Source organism: Eubacterium xylanophilum ATCC 35991 (genome assembly GCF_000518685.1).
In the GTDB taxonomy this organism is placed as follows: domain Bacteria; phylum Bacillota; class Clostridia; order Lachnospirales; family Lachnospiraceae; genus Eubacterium_F; species Eubacterium_F xylanophilum.
On the sequence record NZ_KI912470.1, the window covers coordinates 117,582 to 138,828 of the forward strand.

General features: G+C 40.1%; 18 protein-coding genes. All 18 read left to right on the forward strand.

The features are described from left to right. The first annotated feature begins 1 nt into the window (after window position 1). Window positions 2-3,199 carry a glycosyltransferase family 39 protein gene (locus L877_RS13560; RefSeq protein ID WP_051437754.1) on the forward strand — a complete coding sequence of 1,066 codons (3,198 nt, stop codon included), beginning with the start codon at window positions 2-4 and terminating at the stop codon, window positions 3,197-3,199. 19 nt (window positions 3,200-3,218) lie between these two features. Further along, window positions 3,219-4,634 carry a hypothetical protein gene (locus tag L877_RS0107795; protein ID WP_026835574.1) on the forward strand — a complete coding sequence of 472 codons (1,416 nt, stop codon included), beginning with the start codon at window positions 3,219-3,221 and terminating at the stop codon, window positions 4,632-4,634. Beyond that, a complete protein-coding gene (locus L877_RS12705; protein ID WP_051437755.1) occupies window positions 4,618-4,971 on the forward strand; it encodes a hypothetical protein in 354 nt (117 codons plus the stop codon). The genes L877_RS0107795 and L877_RS12705 overlap by 17 nt, the downstream gene beginning before the upstream one ends. Before the next feature lie 14 nt (window positions 4,972-4,985). Then, window positions 4,986-5,882 carry a DUF2953 domain-containing protein gene (locus L877_RS0107805; RefSeq protein WP_026835575.1) on the forward strand — a complete coding sequence of 299 codons (897 nt, stop codon included), beginning with the start codon at window positions 4,986-4,988 and terminating at the stop codon, window positions 5,880-5,882. Between the two features lie 35 nt (window positions 5,883-5,917). Next, window positions 5,918-6,292: a GerW family sporulation protein gene (locus tag L877_RS0107810; RefSeq protein WP_026835576.1), complete on the forward strand. Its 375-nt coding sequence runs from the start codon at window positions 5,918-5,920 to the stop codon at window positions 6,290-6,292. A 120-nt stretch (window positions 6,293-6,412) separates the two neighbouring features. Beyond that, window positions 6,413-6,598, forward strand: coding sequence for a 50S ribosomal protein L28 (gene rpmB, locus L877_RS0107815; protein WP_026835577.1), 186 nt, complete (start codon window positions 6,413-6,415; stop codon window positions 6,596-6,598). Window positions 6,599-6,792: 194 nt separating this feature from the next. Continuing rightward, complete coding sequence (locus tag L877_RS0107820; protein ID WP_026835578.1) at window positions 6,793-7,149, forward strand: Asp23/Gls24 family envelope stress response protein; 357 nt, start codon at window positions 6,793-6,795, stop codon at window positions 7,147-7,149. Window positions 7,150-7,186: 37 nt separating this feature from the next. Further along, window positions 7,187-8,893 carry a DAK2 domain-containing protein gene (locus L877_RS0107825; RefSeq protein ID WP_026835579.1) on the forward strand — a complete coding sequence of 569 codons (1,707 nt, stop codon included), beginning with the start codon at window positions 7,187-7,189 and terminating at the stop codon, window positions 8,891-8,893. A 112-nt stretch (window positions 8,894-9,005) separates the two neighbouring features. Beyond that, window positions 9,006-11,711 (forward strand): DNA polymerase I, encoded by a 2,706-nt coding sequence (gene polA / locus L877_RS0107830; protein WP_026835580.1) that lies wholly within the window; start codon window positions 9,006-9,008, stop codon window positions 11,709-11,711. A gap of 31 nt (window positions 11,712-11,742) precedes the next feature. After that, a complete protein-coding gene (gene coaE, locus L877_RS12710; protein ID WP_051437756.1) occupies window positions 11,743-12,333 on the forward strand; it encodes a dephospho-CoA kinase in 591 nt (196 codons plus the stop codon). A 12-nt stretch (window positions 12,334-12,345) separates the two neighbouring features. Next, complete coding sequence (locus L877_RS0107840) at window positions 12,346-13,149, forward strand: MBL fold metallo-hydrolase (RefSeq protein WP_026835581.1); 804 nt, start codon at window positions 12,346-12,348, stop codon at window positions 13,147-13,149. Window positions 13,150-13,166: 17 nt separating this feature from the next. Then, window positions 13,167-13,703: an NUDIX hydrolase gene (locus tag L877_RS0107845; protein WP_026835582.1), complete on the forward strand. Its 537-nt coding sequence runs from the start codon at window positions 13,167-13,169 to the stop codon at window positions 13,701-13,703. A gap of 77 nt (window positions 13,704-13,780) precedes the next feature. Then, window positions 13,781-14,824 (forward strand): ABC transporter ATP-binding protein, encoded by a 1,044-nt coding sequence (locus tag L877_RS0107850; protein WP_026835583.1) that lies wholly within the window; start codon window positions 13,781-13,783, stop codon window positions 14,822-14,824. Further along, complete coding sequence (locus L877_RS0107855) at window positions 14,825-15,715, forward strand: ABC transporter permease subunit (RefSeq protein WP_026835584.1); 891 nt, start codon at window positions 14,825-14,827, stop codon at window positions 15,713-15,715. It abuts the gene before it with no gap. 12 nt (window positions 15,716-15,727) lie between these two features. Beyond that, window positions 15,728-17,161, forward strand: coding sequence for a Gldg family protein (locus L877_RS0107860; protein ID WP_026835585.1), 1,434 nt, complete (start codon window positions 15,728-15,730; stop codon window positions 17,159-17,161). Next, on the forward strand, window positions 17,161-18,699 hold the full coding sequence (locus L877_RS0107865) for a DUF4340 domain-containing protein (RefSeq protein WP_026835586.1): 1,539 nt from the start codon (window positions 17,161-17,163) through the stop codon (window positions 18,697-18,699). The genes L877_RS0107860 and L877_RS0107865 overlap by 1 nt, the downstream gene beginning before the upstream one ends. 102 nt (window positions 18,700-18,801) lie before the next feature. Then, window positions 18,802-20,193 (forward strand): asparagine--tRNA ligase, encoded by a 1,392-nt coding sequence (gene asnS, locus L877_RS0107870; RefSeq protein ID WP_026835587.1) that lies wholly within the window; start codon window positions 18,802-18,804, stop codon window positions 20,191-20,193. 39 nt (window positions 20,194-20,232) lie between these two features. Continuing rightward, entirely contained in the window at window positions 20,233-21,234 is a 1,002-nt protein-coding gene (asnA, locus tag L877_RS0107875; RefSeq protein WP_026835588.1) for an aspartate--ammonia ligase, read from the forward strand. The last annotated feature ends 13 nt before the right edge of the window (window positions 21,235-21,247 follow it).

The window sequence follows — 21,247 nt, forward strand, 5'->3', positions numbered from 1 at the left end:
AATGTTTAAGGATATCATCACAGTAACAGTATTATCAATTATTACATTTTGGGCAGTTTATAAGTATGCTCTAAAGCCGGAAGTAATCGGATTTAGAGGAATCAGAGAGAAAGAGATGAAGTTCAATTGGATGTATATCTCGATTGTCATGGGTATTGCGCTTATTATCAAGCTCTACCTGGCATTTAAGTACGATGGATATATCGGAGATATCAATTGCTTTAGATCTTGGTCAGATACGATCTACAATGAGGGAATCGGCAGATTCTACTACGTAGACGAGGGAAATGGTTATCCACCGGGATATTTGTTTGTCCTCTGGATTATGGCATGCTTAAGACATCTATTCAAAATCGATAATTACGGCGATTATGGAATTATGTTTATCAAGCTCGTTCCTATTCTCTGCGATATCGCAGCTGGATTTGTCATCTACAAACTCGCCAAAGAGAGATTTTCTGAGTTTGCTTCAGTGACACTTGCTGTAATCTACGCACTCAGCCCAATTACAACTATTGACTCGGCGATTTGGGGTCAGGTTGACAGTGTATTTACACTTTGCATACTTCTTGTTTGTTACTTGTGTATGAAACAGAAGAGAATAGCTGCATACTTTGTTTTCTGTCTCGGAGCCCTTCTCAAGTTCCAGACTATTATGTTTGCGCCTATCCTCATCTATACGATTATTGATCAGGTATTTTTACATGACTTCAATGTCAAGAAAATGGTCCGCGACTTGGTTGGCGGTCTCGGCGCGATTGCGTCAATGTTTATCTTCTGTATTCCATTTGGTCTTGATGTTGTAATTCCTAAGTATATCAACAGTTTGGGATTGTTCGAGTATTGTACTATCAATGCTTACAATTTCTGGGCTATCGTTGGAAAGAACTGGGTAAGCCAAAATGAGAAGTTTTTGTTTGTCAAGGCAGTTAACTGGGGAACAGTAGCTATCCTTGTGTCAGTTGCCTTATCAGCTCTTGTTTACTTCAAGATGAAGAATGACAAGTCAAAGTACTTTATGAGCATGGCTGTACTTCTTACCAATATGTTCTTGTTCTCAGTTCGTATGCATGAGAGATATTTGTTCCCGGCTATAGTTCTCTTGTTGGCAGCATTTATCTACAGACCTTGTAAGGAAGTATTTTTCTGCTTTGCTTCGGCGGCAGTTCTTCAGTTCTTAAATGTCGCTCATGTGTATTATGCATGGGCAGAGGAGGGAACGACGGGACCTTCCGGCTATATTGTGGGAGCAACAGCAGTTGGAACTATTTTCTTCTTTGGATATACACTTTATGCTATATTTAAGAAGACAGAAGTTGTGACAGAGCCTACAATTATTCCTAACAATGAGAGTAAGAAGGACAAGAAGGCAAGGCTCATAAGAACTATGCCTAAGGAAGAGAAGAAGAAGTTTAAGTTTACAATTCTTCCTTCGGCGCCAAAATTACAGATTACTAAGATTGACCTCATAGCAATATTTTCTCTGATGGCTGTATATTCATTCTTTGCTTTCAGAGACCTTGGAAATGCCCATGCACCTGAGACCGGTTGGTTTGGAAATAAGGCGGGGCAGCAGATAGTCCTAGATTTTGGTGAGCAGAAGGACTTCACCAACATGTATGCTTTCTGTGGAAACTATGAGGGAAGAATATACTATGTTGAGGCAAGTAACGATGGAACAAATTACAATAATTTGGGAAGTGTTACCGTAGATAAAGTATTTAAGTGGAACGACCTTGGTATTAATGCAAGTGAGGAAAATCCTACACCGGGATTCAATCTTACTGCCAGATATCTCAGGTTCTCCCTAGCTCACAATGAGGGCACTTTACTTGAACTAGCATTCAAGGAAAAGTCCGGAAAACTCATTCTTCCGGTAAACAAAGATGAGTACAAAGAGCTCTTTGATGAGCAAGACGAATATGTGGATATTCCTACATTTAGAGACGGAACATATTTTGATGAGATTTATCATGCGAGAACAGCATATGAGATGATTCATCATATGTATTGCTATGAGAATACACATCCACCACTTGGAAAATTCTTCATATCACTTGGAATTAGAATCTTTGGTATGAATCCATTTGGTTGGAGAATAGTGGGAACTGTTTTTGGTGTTGGTATGATACCGCTCATTTATATGTTTGGTATGAGATTGTTCAGAAAGCGTTGGATGGCAATCGTTCTAGGATCGCTTTTTGCATTTGATTTCATGCACTTTGCTCAGACCAGAATTGCGACGATTGACGTTTACGGAACATTTTTCATAATGGCAATGTTCTACTTCATGCTTCGCTATGCGCAAACAAGTTTTTATGATACTGAGTTTAAGAAGACACTTATTCCTTTGGGATTAGCAGGTGTTATGATGGGACTCGGTTGCGCAAGTAAGTGGACAGCTGTATATGCAGCAGCCGGACTTGCAGTGTTCTTCTTTGCAATCATGTTCCAGAGATATAGAGAGTTCTGTATAGCAAGAAATAATCCTGGTGGAAGTACAGAGGGAATTTCGCACAAGTATATCGCAGAGAATTTTACAAAATACTTCTGGAGAACTATCGGATTTTGTGTGATTTTCTTCATGGTTATTCCGGGATTAATCTACCTTTGTTCATATATTCCATTTAGCGATGGAAGTACAGATAACTTGTTTATGCAGATGATCAATAACCAGAAGACTATGTATAGCTACCACAGTCAGTTGGATGCCACACATCCATATTCATCAGTTTGGTATGAGTGGCCGGTTATGATCAGACCTGTATTCTATTACAGTCAGACCCTTGCCAACGGCTTAAAAGAGGGTATCAGTGCATTTGGTAATCCTCTTGTATGGTGGGCAGGTATATTTGCAACTATTCATATGGTATATAGAATATTTAAGAAATATGATAGAATTGCACTATTTATGATTTTTGCATATCTTGTACAGTATTTGCCATGGATGCTTGTAGAGCGATGTACATTTGCATACCATTACTTCCCAAGTGTGCCATTTGTGGCAATGATGGTTGTTTATTCACTTTCCTTGTTCTGGGGAGAAAATCCTAAGACAAGAAAGCTCATATATGCATATTGCGGTGTGGCTTTTGCTATATTTGTACTGTTCTATCCACTACTCTCGGGACAGCCTGTGAAGTATGATTATGTCAAGGATGGCTTGCAGTGGCTTAGTGGATGGGTGCTGACTATTTAAATAACTGAAAGGTGAGAGAATGAACAATATTAGACGAAAGATAAAGTCGATAGAAAAGAAGACGGATATTGACGTAGAATTAAAGGAAATAGTTGATGAGATGTATGATATCTATATCAAGTTTTCCTGCTTTAATATACTTTTTATGTCTGGGTATTATGTAAAAAACATACCGGACAAAGTGGAAAACACTCCTGTATCAAAGTTGCAGGAGGAAGTGAGAGTTGTAGTTGACAATCACTTGGGCAACCGAGAGGTGACTGACGAATCTCTTGAGAGATTGCTCAAAATAAGAGAGAATAATTGTACTCTGGCAGAGTCTTATTCCAGATATGTGGATGAATTAAGTGTCTACTTGGAATTGCTCAATATAAGAGAATTTGATTTTGGCAACAAGGCAAAGGACTTTTTGGCCGATCATACTGAGCCAAAAGTTATTGATGAGATTAGAAATTATATTCTCCTAGGGGAGACGGATGCTCAGAAAAAGGCAAGATACGCGGATATCATGCCACTTATTCCAGAGAAGATAACGAAGAATAAGCTATTTAACAAGATAGAGAATTTTGTGAAGATTTTTGAAGGCGATCTTCAGTCATTTGAGTCTTTTGCATATAAATGCAGGACAGCAGCGCTTGCTAAATCCGTAGATGAAAAGGTCCAAGACGCCGGTATAGAAGCAGGTCTTGCAAAGCTCAGGGAGATTGATTTTGACGACTTCACCGAAGGTGACTGTGAAGCGGCATTTTTGATGGCCAAAAAACTCATAGATGATGTGGACTATGTAATAGACGCTCTTTACTCGAGCCAGGAAATGATTAATAACATCTATGCTTATAGTTTGCTTCGCAGATATGTTGATGCCAACAATCTCCAGGGTGATAAGGGGCTTCTCACAGAAGAAGTTATCAAGTACATTACCGGCACAATTGACGGGGAGCAGCCTGATGATAAGTTCACAGACAAAATGGATAGAATGTTTGCGGATCTGGTCAGTGATGTGAGTGAATTACATGGCATTAGTGAAGTATTGATGGAAAATGCGAAGAGATGTGGTGTAGATAGCGATCTAGTTAAATCTATATCGGAAATAATAGATATAGAGAAACTCTTCTCAAGCAGTGTATATGCTGAACTAGAGGGAGATGGTGATAGAGCGGTATCGGGAGATGTTGTCGCGATGACTGGAGAGCTTATCAATGAGTTGGATGAGTGTCTATCCAAAGCGCCAACCAGTATCAGAAAAATTCTCATCAAGAATATCAATGCCTTGATGCCGGCATCAGTTGACTTTAGCTCTTCTCTAGAAGAATATGTCATGCTCAACTTGTTTACTGCTAGATCTGATAGCGAGAGGGCGTTCTACGTATCTGAGATACTCGAGGTCATCCAGAGCGAGAAAAAGGAAGGCGATATAAGTGATTTTTTGGTATAAGGATTTGATTGTCAGTTCGTCGCTTTCAGGCAAGGAAAAGGTCTTCAAAAGAGATGTGGAGAAGAGGAGTGTCTTCGCCAAGCTTCCGTTTAAGAGGAGCTATTATATAATTTGCCTTGCTGAAAATTCTGACAACTTGCTTGAAATCATACCCACAGACCAAATGTTTTTTAAGTATTATGGCGTCAAGGATATTTATATCGTTGGAATCGCAAAGACAAACCAAGAGGCAGTGGAACTAGTGTCTTCAATAGTCAGCGAGGGGTATGAGAAAGACATAGACTTTGATGTCAGATCATATTATCCCAAGAAGGACTTTTGTAAGGGCAAAAAGTAGAGAAAGGCGATGTTATGGTTATATTAACTATATTAAAAGTAATAGGAATTGTGCTTTTGATCATTCTTGGTATTGTTCTTTTAGCATTGCTTGCAGTCTTGTTTGTTCCCGTTAGATATGCGGCGATATTCGAGACAGAAGATAAAGTAAGAGTGAATTACAGAGTGTCGTGGTTTCTCAGGGCGGTGCAATACAAAAAGGGAATATCAAGCAGTAAGCCAAAGCTTTATGTTTTCGGAATTGATGTTGCAGCAGTTAAGTCATGGTTTCGTAGAAAAATGGGCCGCGAGGACGAAGTTTACGAAGATATTCACGTGGAAAACAGTGACGTTGGACTTGTAGATGACTATCACGAGGAAGCGGAAAACCATGAGGAAAAGGTCAGCAATTTTTCAGTTGAGAGTGATTATGATGATGAGAGGCTTTCTGATGATGACGAGATAGATCCGGAACTTGGCTATGAGGAGAAGATTCCTAAGGAGGGACTTTTGAAGAAGGCCAAGAGGGCCGGAAAGAATGCAAAAAAAGCAAAAAAGAACTTTTCATTTGATAAGATATCTAGTATAATAAAAATGTTGAAAGATTCGGGGAATCAGCGAGTTTTCGACAAAGTCAAGAAAGAGTTTATAGGAATTGTAAAGTATATTCTTCCATACAAGATAAGCGGAAGATTTAATGTGGGAACGGGAGACCCTTGTACTACAGGGTGGATTATAGGAGCTGTGGGTCTCACGCCGATTGCATACATGGATGGTGTAAAGATTGAGCCTGATTTTGAGGAGAAGGTTTTTACAGCTGACGGTTTCGTTAAGGGAAGAATGCGAGTTATATTTTTCTTGCGCGTGATTATTAGATGCTATAGGGACGAGGAAATGATGCGAACCTATAGAGAATTTAGAAATGTATTATAAGAAGTATATGATAAAGGAAAGAGAGGTTTGGCAAGATGAATGAGAATACTTTTGGAAGCACAGTAGAGGCTTTATTCAAGGGCATGGATAGTTTTATCACAACAAAGACTGTAATTGGTGACGCAGTTAAGTTTGATGATGGAACCATTATATTACCGCTTGTCGATGTGAGTTTTGGTGTGGCAGCAGGTGCCTTTACAAATTCAGATCAGAAGAAGAATAACGGCGGCGGTGGTATGGGTGGTAAGATCCAGCCAAGTGCTGTTCTTGTTATCAAAGACGGTAAGACTAAGTTAGTAAATGTCAAGAATCAGGATGGAATCACCAAGATACTTGATATGGTTCCGGATGTCATCGACAAGGTTAAAGGTGACAAGAAAAAAGATGACGAAGATGTTGATGTAGAGTGATGATATGAATAATTAAAAAAAATTCAAAAAAACACTTGCATAATTCTTTGACATTTGATACAATTGACATGTTGTGTGTGAAAAAAATAATGTTTTGATATACAAAAGGAGGTGCTTTTCATGGCAAAGTGCGCAGTATGCGGAAAAGGCGTACATTTTGGTAATGCAGTGAGCCATTCTCACAGGAGAAGCAACAAGATGTGGAAGTCAAACTTGAAGTCTGTAAGAGTTAAGGTTAATGGTGGTACTAAGAAAATGTATGTATGTACTTCCTGTCTTCGTTCAGACAAAGTTGAGAGAGCATAGTTTAAAGTGTTTTAAAAAAGCTAATGAAGTTCTGGATGCTTGCATTCAGAACTTTTTTCGTGACATTGGAATTAAACAAATTGCGGTCTGTCCCCATGCTTGATTTTTCACCTAGAATGTAGTAGAATATATATGTATGTGTATTAAAAGAAATCAAATGTCTAATACACTTAGACATGGAAAGGTGGTTAATTATGGCAGGACAGATGGACGGAAACATGGGCAAGGTTGTTGTTGATGAAGATGTTCTAGCAAAATATGCAGGCTCCGCTGCTGTTGAGTGTTTTGGTGTAGTTGGCATGGCTTCAGTTAATATGAAAGAAGGACTAGTCAATTTATTGAAAAAAGATAGCATCAGACACGGTGTTGAGGTACAAGTTCAGAATAATAAGATATATATTGTTATGCATATTATTGTGGCGTATGGTGTAAGTATTATGACAGTGGCAGGCAATCTTGTTAAGAATGTAAAATACAAAATAGAAGAGTTTACCGGTATGGAGGTTGGTAAGATAACCGTGCTTGTAGAGGGAGTAAGGTTAGTAGACTAATCTGGTATCGAATCTAGTTTTTTGGAGGGCAATAAAGGTGGCAACTAATGTGATTGATGCAGCAGTTGTTAGGAAGTGTTTTTTATCAGGTGCTGCTGCACTTCAAGCAAAGAAAGAGTACATCAATGAACTGAATGTATTTCCTGTTCCGGATGGAGATACTGGAACTAATATGACAATGACTATCATGTCATCAGTTCAAAGCGTAAAAAGTATAGAAGAAGTGAAGATGTATGATATCTGCAAAGCGATTTCCGGTGGAGCATTGAGAGGAGCTCGTGGAAATTCAGGAGTCATATTATCACAGCTTTTGCGCGGATTTACTAAGACGCTTGAAAAGAGAGAGGAAGTAGATGTTCTCACTTTGGTTGACGCATTTGAAAATGCAGTTAACTCGGCTTATAAGGCAGTTATGAAGCCAAAGGAAGGAACAATTTTAACAGTTGCAAAGTCTGGTGCCGAGAAGGCACGTGAGATAGAAGACGAGCATGATGATATCATTCCATTTATGGAGGAAGTCATCGAAGAGATGAGAAATACTCTTGATCAGACTCCTGAGATGCTTCCGGTTTTGAAGGAAGCCGGAGTTGTTGACTCGGGTGGTATGGGGCTTTTGACAGTTGTCGAAGGAGCATTTGACTGTCTCAGAGGAAAGAAAGTTGATTACAAGAGCGTACTTAATGAAGCGCCGGGCAAGAAGGGTGTAACTCCTACAAAAGGTGGAGCATCTAAGGGCGCAGCCAAACAGGGTATCAGCACAGAAGATATCAAGTTTGGATATTGTACAGAGTTCATAGTATTGTTAGAGAAAGAGTATACTGACAAGGATGAGCGCGAATTCAAAGCTTATCTTGAGAGTATAGGAGATTCCATAGTATGTGTATCAGATGATGATATTGTAAAAGTTCACGTACATACCAATGATCCCGGCCTTGCATTCCAGAAAGGATTGACATATGGCCAGTTGACAAGTATGAAAGTTGACAATATGAGAGAAGAGCACAACGAAATCCTCATAAATGCCAGCGAGACATACAAGAAGGAAGAAAAATCCGAACAGGCAGAAGAAACTGCAGAGCCGGCAAAGGAAGTTGGATTTATCAGTGTATCTGTCGGTGAAGGATTATCTGAGATATTTAAGGGACTTGGCTGTGACTATATCATCGAAGGTGGGCAGACTATGAACCCTAGCACAGATGACATTCTCGGTGCAATAGGGAAAGTCAATGCTAAGGTTATTTATATACTGCCAAATAACTCAAATATTGTTTTGGCAGCTAATCAGGCCAAGGATCTTACGACAGATAAGGAGATTGTTGTTGTTCCTACTAAGAATATTGCTCAAGGCATAACAGCGATGATTAATTATGCCGAGGGAAGCTCTACAGAGGACAATGCAGCATCGATGCTATCTGCTGCCCAAGATATCAAGAGTGGTCAGGTCACTTATGCAGTCAGAGACACATCTATTGACGGCAAGGAGATAAGCTCCGGAGATATTATGGGACTCAGTGATAAGACCATTGAGGCTGTTGGTAAAGATATTAAAGAGACTACAGTCGAGCTCATCAAGCGATTGATTGATGATGACTCTGAACTCATAACCTTGTATTATGGTGAGGAGATTTCAGAGGAGGAAGCTACAGATGTAGCTAGCGAGATTGAGAGTAGTTACGAAGACGTTGAAGTGGAAGTTGAATACGGCGGACAGCCTATTTACTACTATTTTGTTTCAATAGAATAATTAATATGGCATCATTTGTTTGGAGAGTGCCTCCGATGGCAGTTCTGTCAGACGGCATCTCCGACAAAGGTGCTATTTTTTAAATGAGATTCTTTGAGGGGGATTTCTTACAATGAGTCAGCAAGACAAGTTATTATTAATAGATGGAAATAGTATTATAAACCGTGCCTTTTATGGTGTGCCTACCTTGACTAACAAGGCAGGATTGCACACTAATGCAGTGTACGGTTTTTTGAATATTTTGACTAAAACCATGGATGAGGAGAATCCTACACACATGCTGGTGGCTTTTGATGTCAAGAAGCCCACATTTAGGCATAAGATGTTTGAGGAATACAAGGGGCAGAGGTCTCCGATGCCGGGAGAGCTCAAGGAGCAGGTTCCTGTTCTCAAAGACGTGTTAAAAGCCATGGGTATTACAATCAAAGAGGAGCCGGGGATTGAGGCGGATGATATTCTCGGAACAATGGCTAAGCTTGGAGAGAAGAAGGGATATGATGTAACCATTCTCTCAGGAGATAAGGATTTGCTTCAGTTGGTTACAGATAAGATCACAGTCAAGATTCCCAAAAGCATGAAAGGTACTACAACCGTAGAAAAGTATAAGCCTGCAGATGTAATCGCAAAGTATGGAATCACACCTATTCAGATTATAGACTTGAAGGGACTTATGGGAGATTCATCTGATAATTATCCCGGTGTTCCAGGCGTTGGTGAGAAGACCGCTCTCAAGTTGTTGACTCTTTATGGGACACTTGAAAATGTTCTGTCAAATATTGACAATATTAGTGGCAAGAAACTCAAAGAAAACCTAGCTAATAATGTGAAACTTGCTGAATTGTGCAAGGAGCTTGCTACAATCAAAGTGGATTGCAAGTTGGGAATAAATGTAGAAGATTGCAAATTGGAGAATATTTATAACGAGGCGGCCTATGATGTCCTCAGTAAACTTGAGATTAAGACATTTCTCTCAAGATTTAAACTCCAGAATAGTGGCGGTAATGCTGCTGTAGAGAAGGGCTTTGCCTATGTTAATAAAAAAGAGCAATTTAGCCATGCAGTTAAGACTTGTCTTGAGTCGGATATAGTTGCTTTTAAGCTTTTGCTTCAGGGAAAGAATGATGATGAAATCGAGAACAGCGGACAATTTACCTTTGTCTTAGAGGAAAAGCCTAGGATTTTAGGCCTGGTTCTTGCATGCAACTCGAAGATGGTATATTTTTGCAGAGTTGGAGATGAGATTGGGGTAGATGATATACGAGAAGCTCTGGGCAAATTAGAAGAGAGCTGTGATACTCTAGTCACCAACAATCTCAAGGACCAGTTAGACGAGATGCAGGACGTGGATATAACAAAGTACTTTGATACAGAGATTGCATCATATGTAATTGACCCTCTTGGAAAGAGCAACTATTCTGAGGATATATCGATGGAATATGCAGAGATTAGCATGCCTACGTATGAGTTGCTTTTTGGAAAAGAAAAGATAGCGAGCCTTATAGAGAGCAAGAGAAAAGAAGTAGTAAGATACTACTGTTATGATGCATTGGTTTCTTTCCTGGCTTTCAAACCAATGCGAAGAAAACTCAAGAATATAAAATCCTATGAGTTGTTTACACAGGTGGAGATGCCGCTTGTAAAAACGCTTCACAATATGGAGCGCGAGGGTATATATATCAAGAAGGATGAGCTTGCCAGGTACGGAGAGAGATTGGCAGAGAAAATCGATGAGCTGCAAGCTGACATATATAGACTTGCAGGAGAGGAATTCAATATCAACTCGCCAAAGCAGTTGGGAGTGGTATTGTTTGAAAAGCTGAACCTTCCATACGGGAAGAAGACCAAGACCGGGTACTCAACATCGGCGGAGGTTTTGGAGAAGCTTAGAGTTGAAAATCCAATTGTTGAAAATATACTTGAGTACAGACAGTTGTCTAAACTCAAGTCCACATATGCAGATGGTTTATCCAATTATATCGACCCGGATGGTCGCATCAGAACCACTTTTAACCAGACTATTACTGCTACCGGACGACTAAGCAGTACAGAGCCGAATTTGCAAAATATTCCGATAAGGATGGACATAGGGCGAGAGATTAGAAAAGTATTTGTGCCAAAGCAGGGATATGTATTTCTTGACGCTGATTATTCTCAGATTGAACTCAGAGTCCTCGCTCACATGTCTGGAGATGATGAGCTTATAAAGGCTTATAGAGAAAATGCAGATATTCATCAGACAACGGCATCGCTTGTATTCCACGTGCCTTATGATGAAGTCACAGAGCTTCAGAGAAGAAGTGCCAAGGCGGTTAACTTTGGTATTGTCTATGGCATAAGTGGATTTGGGTTGTCAAGAGATCTTGGCATAACAAAGAAACAGGCTGAGCAGTATATAGAGGACTATTTTGCATCTTATCCAAAGCTGAAGGAGTATTTAGATGGTCTTGTAGATGCGGGAAAGAACAAGGGATATGTGACATCTCTTTATGGACGAAGAAGACCGATACCTGAGTTGTCTTCATCTAACTACATGCAGAGACAGTTTGGAGAGAGAATAGCCAAGAATTCTCCTATTCAGGGAACTGCGGCGGATATAATCAAGATTGCAATGATAAATGTCGACAGAAAGTTGCGTGAAAAGGGACTTGAGTCGAGATTGATTCTTCAGATACACGATGAATTGCTCATAGAGACCAAGGAAGAGGAGATTGAAATAGTCAGAGAGATTCTCCAGAGCGAGATGGTCAATGCGGCAAAACTCGATGTTCCGTTGATTGCTGAGGTTAAGCAGGGCTCGGATTGGTATACCGCGAAGTGATGCGGAATATTTTTCTTTGATGGAGAGATAGATGATTATTGGAATTGTTGGTGGAGTTGGAAGTGGCAAATCAGAAGTTTTGAATATTATTAAAAGGCGCTTTGGGGCCAGGATTATCATGGCCGATGCGGTTGGAGCCAAGATTATGAGAGCAGGGGAGCCCGGTTTTGAGCCGATTGTGGAGCTTTTTGGTCCGGAAGTGATTGGTGCTGACGGGGAACTTGACAGAGAGTATATTGCCAGTCGTGTATATAAGGACGAAACGCTTATGGAAAGACTGGAGGCAATAGTTCATCCCTTGGTAAAAAAAGAGGTTAAGAGCTATGTAGAGCACTTGGATCCGGACGAGATATGCTTTTATGAGTGTGCTATAATGTTTGAGACGGGAAGTGATGAGATATGCCACAAGATTTGCGGCATAATCACAGATGATGATATTAGGATTCAAAGGCTTCAGGAGAATCGTGGCTATAGCCCGGAGAAGTCTAGGGAGATAATGAGTAAGCAGATGTCATGTGATGAATTGAGAAAACGATGTGACTTTGTGATAGAGAACAACCGTGGAAAGGAAGAGCTGGAGGCTCAGGTGATGGAGGTTCTTGAAAAATATTTTGTAAAATAGAGGAATGATGCTATGAGATTATACAGTTTGGCCAGCGGAAGCAGCGGAAACTGCACTTATGTTGAACCGGAGGACGGCGGAAGAGGAATTCTCATTGACGCCGGAATCAGCATGAAGAGAATAAGAGAGGGATTAGAAAATCAGAACATCAATATTGAAAATGTTCTGGCTATTTTCGTGACTCATGAGCATGCAGACCACATTAGCGGATTGGGGCCTGTAGTTAGAAAGTATGGGATTCCCGTGTACTCTACCAAGGGAACTATAGATTATATACTTGAAAGTGGCAAGTGTGGAAAGCTGGATGAGAGCCATTTTAATATAATAGTTCCGGATGAGGAGATAGAGATAGATGGAATCAAGGTAACACCTTTTAGAATCTCCCATGACGCGGCGGATCCTGTGGGATACAGATGTTATTCCGGGGGAAAGAATATTGCAGTTGCCACGGATATCGGTGTATGCAATGAATATATATTTAACTATCTCAAGGAATGCGATGCCATATTATTGGAGGCAAATCATGATATCAGCATGCTTCAGGCAGGACCGTATCCGTATTCTTTGAAACTCAGGATTCTCGGGAATGAGGGGCATCTGTCAAATGATAAGTGTGCAGAGTTTGTGAAGAGATTGGCTCATTATAAGCTGAAAAATCTTATATTGGGGCATCTGTCTAATGACAACAACTACCCAGAGTTGGCCTATCAGACGGTGAAGAATGAGTTGCAATTGGAGTGCGACACTCATGATATTCCGATGCTTGATATGTGCGTTGCCAAGCGAAGTGGACCGACACCGCCGGTAGTAATATGATTTTGGAGGAAGGAAAAGTGGATAAGTTTGAGATAATAAATAGAAAACTAGAGCACAAGGGAGCAATTGTCGATTTTTATACTCTTGATGTGAAAGTACCCAATGGTAATATAGCTCATTGGGATCGCATAGAACACAAGGGGGCATCGGCGATTGTTCCTGTTGACGAAGAAGGAAAAATAATCCTTGTAAGACAATACAGAGGGGCGATAGATGATCTGATGCTTGAACTTCCTGCCGGAGGAAGAGACAGCATTGATGAGGATTTTCGAACATGTGCTACAAGAGAATTAGAGGAAGAGATAGGCTATAGATCTGAAAATGTAGAGCATCTAATAGATTATCACTCGGCAGCAGCTTATACAAGTGAATTGATAGCAATTTACTATGCAACAGATCTCATTCCATCACACCAGAATCTCGATGAAAATGAGATGATTGATATTGAGAGGTATACTATTGCTGAGATAGAAGATATGATTTTTAGCGGAGAGATTACGGATGGCAAGACGATTGCGGGAGTTTTGGCATATAAATCTCTTATAAGTAGATAATTCACATTTTGGTAACAAAAAGATAGTAGAATTATAATCGCGTTATAGAGAAGAAAATACCTAAGGAGGTTGACAAATTGATAGAAGTAAAGAATCTCGTCAAGAGATATGGAGATAGAAATGTTGTCGATGATTTGAGTTTCACAGTAGACAAGGGACAAGTAGTGGGATTTCTTGGACCAAATGGAGCAGGTAAATCAACTACCATGAATATTATTACCGGATATATATCGGCGACAGAAGGCGAAGTTAAGGTAAATGGATATGATGTATTTGAAGATCCGGAGAAAGCTAAGGCTTGTATAGGTTATCTTCCGGAGCAACCGCCGGTATATCCTGACATGAAGGTTAGAGAGTATCTTGCCTTTGTAGCTGAGCTTAAGAAGGTTGACAGAGAAGACAGAGAGAAGCAGATTCTAGATGTCGTCAGAGCAACGAAGATTCAGGATGTGTCCGAGAGACTTATTAAGCATTTGTCCAAGGGATATAGACAGCGTGTGGGACTTGCCGGGGCTATGATTGGCAATCCGGATATCCTCATTCTCGATGAGCCAACAGTTGGTCTTGATCCCAAGCAGATTATAGAAATCAGAAATCTCATAAAGGAGCTCAGCAAAGAGCATACAATCCTCATAAGTTCTCATATTATGCAGGAAGTAAATGCTGTTTGTAATCAGATATTGATTATCAATCAGGGAAAACTCATATTGTCTGATACACCGGAAAACATTCCGGAACACATATCTCAGACCAATGAGATAGTATTTCGCGCCAAGGGCGAGAAAAACTTGGTCAAGAGTCTTGTTGAGAAGCTCGATGATGTCATTGATTTTAAAATCAAGAGAACAGAGGAACAAGAAGTTATTCAAGTGGAGTTATCAAGCCCGGCAAACAAGGATGTAAGAGAGGATATATTCTTTACATTTGCTGAGGCCAAGTGTCCTATTATAGAGATGAATCTCAATGTTCCTACACTTGAGGAAGTATTCCTGCGATTGACAGGTGAGGGTACACGCCAGTATGGTGGCAAGATTTCCAAGGATGAGCGCAAGAAGATGAAGAGAAAGCTCATTCAACAGAAGAGAGATAAAGAAGAGAAAAGCGAAGAGGAGGCCAAGTAAATGTTTGCAGTTTATAAGAAAGAATTGAGGTCCTACTTCACATCGATGATAGGATGGGTGTTTATCGCATTCTTCCTGGTTCTTGTAGGCCTGTATTTTATGGTATATAATTTGATGAATGGCTATACGGATTTTGGAGCAGTATTCACAGGAATAGAGATGTTCTTTGTATTGCTTCTTGTGCCTGTTCTCACTATGAGAATTATAGCTGAGGAGAATAGACAGAAGACGGATCAGTTGCTATATACATCACCGGTATCAATAACTAAGATTATTGTTGGAAAGTATCTGGCACTTATCACCTTGTTTGGAATGGCTATGGCAGTTGTATCCACGTATCCATTGATTTTGTCCGGACTTGTTAAGGATGTTGCGACAAACAACGAGAGCGTTGACTTCGCCATGGCATATGGAAGTATCCTTGGGTTCTTCCTTCTCGGATCGGCATATATCGCCATCGGACTATTTATCTCGTCTCTCACTGAGAGTCAGGTAATATCAGCGGTTGTATCCGGTATCATAATGATTTTTACATACCTTATGACTAGCCTTGCAACTATGCTACCGGCGAATCATACGTTTGTATTTTGGTTCTTGGCAGCTCTTATCATCGTTATTGCCATTATCCTTGGATTCTGGATTCACAACCCATGGATGACTGCATTAGTTGCCATTGTTGCGGAAGTGGTCCTCACGGCATTATTTATTCTGAAGACAGAGAGTTTTGATGGACTTATCGGAAATGCTCTCAGCTCAATATCTATTGTTGACAAGTATCAGAATTTCACCATGGGAATATTTGACGTAAATGCACTTGTTTACTATATCAGTGTGGCATTTATATTTGTATTTGTAACAATTCAGAGAATCAAGAAGAAGAGATGGAACTAATGGAGGGTAACCATGAAATCATTTAATGAAAATTTTAAGAATAGAAAATTTAAAATGGGCGGTTATCAGACATTAATCATGATAATTGTCCTGGTTGTAGTAATATTTATCAATCTTGTGGTCAGCAAGATTGATATCACAGTGGATTTGAGTAGCGATCAAAAGTATACTCTCACAGAGGATACCAAGAAATTCTTGGGAACTGTAAAGGACAAGATTAAGCTTTATTATATGTGCGAAGACGGAGAGCAGAACAAGGTTATCGAGAAAGTTCTCCAGCAGTACAACCGCGGTAACGTGGAAGTTGTTGACAAGGATCCAATCATCTATCCTAGTTTTTCCAAGGAGTTTACGGATGATAAGGTAAATAACAATGACGTTATCGTTGTCAATGAGAACAACAAGAAGAGCAGACACGTGCTCATGTCAGATATGTATATAACTGATATGAATTACAATACATATACAGAGAGTCATACTCTTGATGCCGAAGGACAGATAACAGCGGCTATCGAGGGTGTAACGTCTGCCAAAATAAAGAATTGTTATTATACATCCGGTCACAATGAGGTTGAGCTTTCATCGGCATTTAAGGATATTCTCAACAAGTCAAACTATAAGCTCAGTGAGTTTGCTGCAAATTCTGCAGAAAAGCTTCCTGCGGATTGTGATGTGCTCATTATCAGTGGACCTGAGTATGATTTTAGCGATGCTGAGTACAATATGATTTCTGAGTATCTAAAGGGTGGCGGAAAAGCCATGATATTTATCAATCCAACAACCAAAAAAGGACTTAAGAACTTCAACAAGATTATGGCTGATTACGGCGTAGATGTCTGCGAGGGATGTGTCATGGATATTGAGGAGGCACTGACCGAGAAGTATCCTACAGTATTCATTCCGAAGGCAGCAGAGCATGATATCACAGCAGGTCTCGATGAAAATACTCAGACTGTAGTTGCAAGTGCAAGAGGTATGCTCAAGCAGAGCAATGTAAGAAGTTCCCTTACAGTTGATTCCCTCTTGACAACTGCTGACAGCGCTTATTCCAAGACAGATATTACATCCAAGGTTCTCGATAAGGAGAAGAATGATGTAAATGGTCCGTTTGATGTGGCTGTTGCAATTAAGGACGACTTTACGGAGAAGACCAAAGGTAAGGGACTTGCTACCAATATTGTTGTTTTTGGTTCAGCCAACTTTATTGCCAATGAGTTCATCTCAACAAAGCAGTATGGAAACCGTACAATGATTGTTAATTCCATGACATACTTGACTGGACAGGAGAGTTCGACTCTTGCTATACCTCAGAGAAACCTAGACCAAGAAATGGTATCTATAAAGGACAGTGACAAGATATTCTTTACAGCTTTCCTCGTTGTAATTATCCCACTTGGATTGCTCATCACGGGATTTATCATTTGGTTTAAGAGGAGGAAGAACTAGTGAGCAAAGGTGCTAAGAAAACTATAACACTTCTGGGACTTGTTCTTGTTTTGGGCGGAATAATTGCAGCATATATGCTTGTGCCTAAGAAGGACAACAAAAAGCAGGAAGTAAAGAAAGAGAATATTGGTGTGGCCAATATCCTGACAGATGGAATTAGATTGGTAAAGATTGATGCCGGTGAAAATAAAATGGAGCTTGTCAAAGATGGCGATTCTTGGAAAATAATGGAAAAGCCAAGTGCGCCGGTTGACAGAGAAGAGGTTGATAAATTTCTCAAGGGATTTGAAGCAATCAGAGCTACCAAGGAAATCAAGATGGATTCAGTGGGACTCGGCGAATATGGACTTGAGAAAGATTATAAGACAATTGAGATAGTGGATGAAACGGGAAAGAAGTACGAGTTTAAGCTTGGAGCTGATGTTCCTGTAGAAGGTGGAATGTACGGAACATTTAACGATGTAAAGCTTGTATATGCCTTCAATGAAGAGTTTAGCAACAAGTTGAAGACCACTATGAATTCCATTATCAAAAAGGACGTTATAGAGAATGTTGGAGAAGAGTACTTGACGGGCGTCAAGATAAATCTCAAGGGGACTGATATATTTGAGGCCAAGGTGGTAGAACCTAAGGATCAGGTGGATCTCTACAACGACTGGAATATCGTTAAGCCGTATGCAAAGCCTCTTTCAGGGACCAATACGGAAGATTGGACTACACTTCGCAAGTTATACAGCTCTCTCAAATTTGATGAATTGATCGAGTATGACGCGAAGGATTTAAAGAAGTATGGGCTTGATAAGCCGGACGCTTGCGTGGATGTGGATTATATCGAGGCCAAGAAGGGATATAAGGCAGATGATGATGAGCCAACAACAACAGCTCTCCCACAGAATCAACTGTCATCGGGAAGAACCAATGAAGGCATGAGAATTATAAGTAAAGCCAATGTGATTCCCAAGAAATTCCAGAAAGCCAAGTCGTACAAGTTTTTGGTTGGAAAGAAGACAAGCGATGGAAGCTACTATGTAAAACTTGGATCCAACAATAATATATACAAGCTCTCAGCTGAGATGGTAGACGGCATGGTAAATGTAGATGCATATACATATATGGACCCATGTGTCTATGCCGTTCTCATCAATGATATCAAGGGCTATGAGGTTGAGATTGGTAAAACCAAGATTAAGGTAGACAGAGTAGAAGAGAAGAATGATGCGGGAAAGAAAGTTGACCGCTGGGTTATCAATGGAAAGAAAATTGATGACTCCAAGGAAAATGAGGTTCTAACTCCATATAGTAAGGCTTATCTTCTTACCTTCACATCAAAAGTGGATCCAAAGGTGGACCCTAAGGCCAAGAAACCGGTTATGAAGATTACTTACCATCAGAAGCTAAATGACGTTGTTGTCAAGTATCTTCCATACGATGGAACCAACTTCTACAAGATAGATAAAAATGGAATGGATTATTTCCTTGTGGACAAGAATTCGGCGGATGCGGCTATGAATGCATTCAAAGGATTATTAAAATTGTAAAAAACCCATTCAAAGTATTGAAATATTATGAAAAATAGTGCATAATAGGGTATGTATTTGTAAAATTGTGTGAGAGATTAGAATTAATGAGGAGATGAAAGAATGAATCTTGTAAGTATTAGAGACTTATTTAAGAACCAAGAAGAGTATATTGACAAGAAAGTGACTGTCGGCGGTTGGGTTAGAAGTATCCGCGACTCTAAGACATTTGGCTTTATTGTTATCAATGACGGAACATTTTTCGAGCCTTTACAGGTTGTATATAATGATTCAATGGACAATTTCAAGGAAGTGAGCAAGATTAATGGTGGAGCGGCTATCATAGTGACAGGAACTCTTGTTGCGACACCTAATGCGAAGCAGCCTTTTGAGATTCAGGCAGATACAGTGGATGTAGAAGGAAGCTCTACTAGCGATTACCCATTGCAGAAGAAGAGACATACTCTCGAATTCCTCAGAACAATGACACATCTCAGACCTAGAACCAATACGTTCCAGGCTGTATTTAGAGTGCGTTCACTCATCGCATATGCTATTCACAAATTCTTCCAGGAGAGAGATTTTGTATATGTACATACTCCACTTATCACAGGTAGTGACTGCGAGGGTGCAGGTGAGATGTTCCGCGTAACTACACTGGATATGGAAGATATTCCTAAGGATGAGGACGGAAATATTGATTATAAGAAAGATTTCTTCGGCAAGGAGACAAATCTTACAGTTAGTGGTCAGCTCAACGGTGAGACATATGCTCAGGCATTTAAGAATATTTATACATTTGGTCCTACTTTTAGAGCAGAGAATTCTAATACTACAAGACATGCGGCTGAGTTCTGGATGATTGAGCCGGAGATTGCTTTCGCAGATCTCGGAGACGATATGGATTTGGCTGAGAGCATGCTCAAGTATATTATCAATTATGTTTTGGAAAATGCTCCGGAAGAGATGGATTTCTTCAACAAGTTTATCGATAAAGGTTTGATTGATAGACTTAAGGCAGTAGCTAGTGCAGACTTTGGTCGCGTTACATATACTGAGGCCATAGAGATTCTCGAGAAGAATAATGATAAGTTCGAGTACAAAGTATCTTGGGGAGTGGATCTTCAGACAGAGCATGAGAGATATCTCACAGAGGAAGTATTTAAGAAACCTGTATTCGTCACAGACTATCCAAAAGAGATCAAGGCTTTCTATATGAAGTTAAATGAGGATGACAAGACTGTAGCAGCTATGGACTGTCTCGTTCCTGGAATCGGTGAGATTATCGGCGGAAGTCAGAGAGAGGACGACTACGATAAGTTGGTTAAGAGAATGGAAGAGTGCAATCTCAAAAAAGAGGACTATGAGTTCTATCTTGATCTTCGCAAATATGGTTCAACAAGACATGCGGGATTTGGACTTGGATTCGAGAGATGCGTAATGTATCTCACAGGAATGCAGAATATCAGAGACGTAATTCCATTCCCACGTACAGTTAATAACTGTGATTTATAAGAAACACTGAGATATATAGGTGAAAGCGAGGAACAACAAATGATTAAACCAAGTGAATATAAATCAGCTCTTAACATTAGAGAGACAGAGGTAGCCATAAAGTTAGTTAAGGATTTTTTTGAGCGAGCTATCGCAAAGAACTTGAATCTTACGAGAGTGTCTGCGCCACTTTTCCTTCCACCTGAAACAGGTCTCAATGATGACCTCAACGGTGTAGAGAGACCGGTTGCATTTGGCATCAAGGAGCAAAATGAGCGCGAGGTACAAATCGTTCATTCACTTGCCAAGTGGAAGAGACATGCCTTAAAGAGATATGGCTTTGAGGTCGGTGAAGGCCTTTATACTGATATGAATGCCATTAGAAGAGATGAGGATACAGACAATATTCACTCAATCTTTGTTGACCAATGGGATTGGGAGAGAATAATCAAGCACGAAGAGCGCAATGTAGATAAGCTCAAGGAGATTGTGGGACTTGTATATAAGTCTTTGCTTGAAACTGAAGAGTATATGGCAAACCAATATGATTATATCAAGAAAGATTTGCCGGAGAATATTTTCTTCGTTACAACATCTGAGTTGGAAGAAAAATATCCTGACAAGACGCCAAAGGAGAGAGAGTATATCGCCGCTAAGGAGCATGGTGCTATATTCCTTATGCAGATAGGAGATAAACTTGCATCCGGAGAGCCTCACGATGGAAGAGCTCCGGATTATGACGATTGGGCTTTGAATGGCGATATCATCGTATACTATCCAGTTCTTGATATTGCTCTTGAACTCTCTTCAATGGGAATTCGAGTTGATGAGGTTTCTATCCTTGAACAGCTCAAAAAAGCCGGTTGTGAGGAGAGAAAGGACCTTCCTTTCCAGAAGGCGGTTATAGAGAAGAGACTCCCTTATACTGTGGGTGGAGGAATCGGTCAGTCAAGAATATGTATGTTCTTCCTCAAGAAAGCGCACATAGGCGAGGTTCAGTCATCTATTTGGCGCGAGGACATGATGGAAGAAGCTAAGAGCTGTGGAATTAATATTTTGTAAGATATAAGACAAT

Coding starts and splice junctions, on each gene's coding strand:
- L877_RS13560 (WP_051437754.1), top strand. CDS start 2: ATGTTTAAGGATATCATCACAGTAACAGTATTATCAATTATTACATTT.
- L877_RS0107795 (WP_026835574.1), top strand. CDS start 3,219: ATGAACAATATTAGACGAAAGATAAAGTCGATAGAAAAGAAGACGGAT.
- L877_RS0107805 (WP_026835575.1), top strand. CDS start 4,986: ATGGTTATATTAACTATATTAAAAGTAATAGGAATTGTGCTTTTGATC.
- L877_RS0107810 (WP_026835576.1), top strand. CDS start 5,918: ATGAATGAGAATACTTTTGGAAGCACAGTAGAGGCTTTATTCAAGGGC.
- rpmB (WP_026835577.1), top strand. CDS start 6,413: ATGGCAAAGTGCGCAGTATGCGGAAAAGGCGTACATTTTGGTAATGCA.
- L877_RS0107820 (WP_026835578.1), top strand. CDS start 6,793: ATGGCAGGACAGATGGACGGAAACATGGGCAAGGTTGTTGTTGATGAA.
- polA (WP_026835580.1), top strand. CDS start 9,006: ATGAGTCAGCAAGACAAGTTATTATTAATAGATGGAAATAGTATTATA.
- coaE (WP_051437756.1), top strand. CDS start 11,743: ATGATTATTGGAATTGTTGGTGGAGTTGGAAGTGGCAAATCAGAAGTT.
- L877_RS0107840 (WP_026835581.1), top strand. CDS start 12,346: ATGAGATTATACAGTTTGGCCAGCGGAAGCAGCGGAAACTGCACTTAT.
- L877_RS0107855 (WP_026835584.1), top strand. CDS start 14,825: ATGTTTGCAGTTTATAAGAAAGAATTGAGGTCCTACTTCACATCGATG.
- L877_RS0107860 (WP_026835585.1), top strand. CDS start 15,728: ATGAAATCATTTAATGAAAATTTTAAGAATAGAAAATTTAAAATGGGC.
- asnS (WP_026835587.1), top strand. CDS start 18,802: ATGAATCTTGTAAGTATTAGAGACTTATTTAAGAACCAAGAAGAGTAT.
- asnA (WP_026835588.1), top strand. CDS start 20,233: ATGATTAAACCAAGTGAATATAAATCAGCTCTTAACATTAGAGAGACA.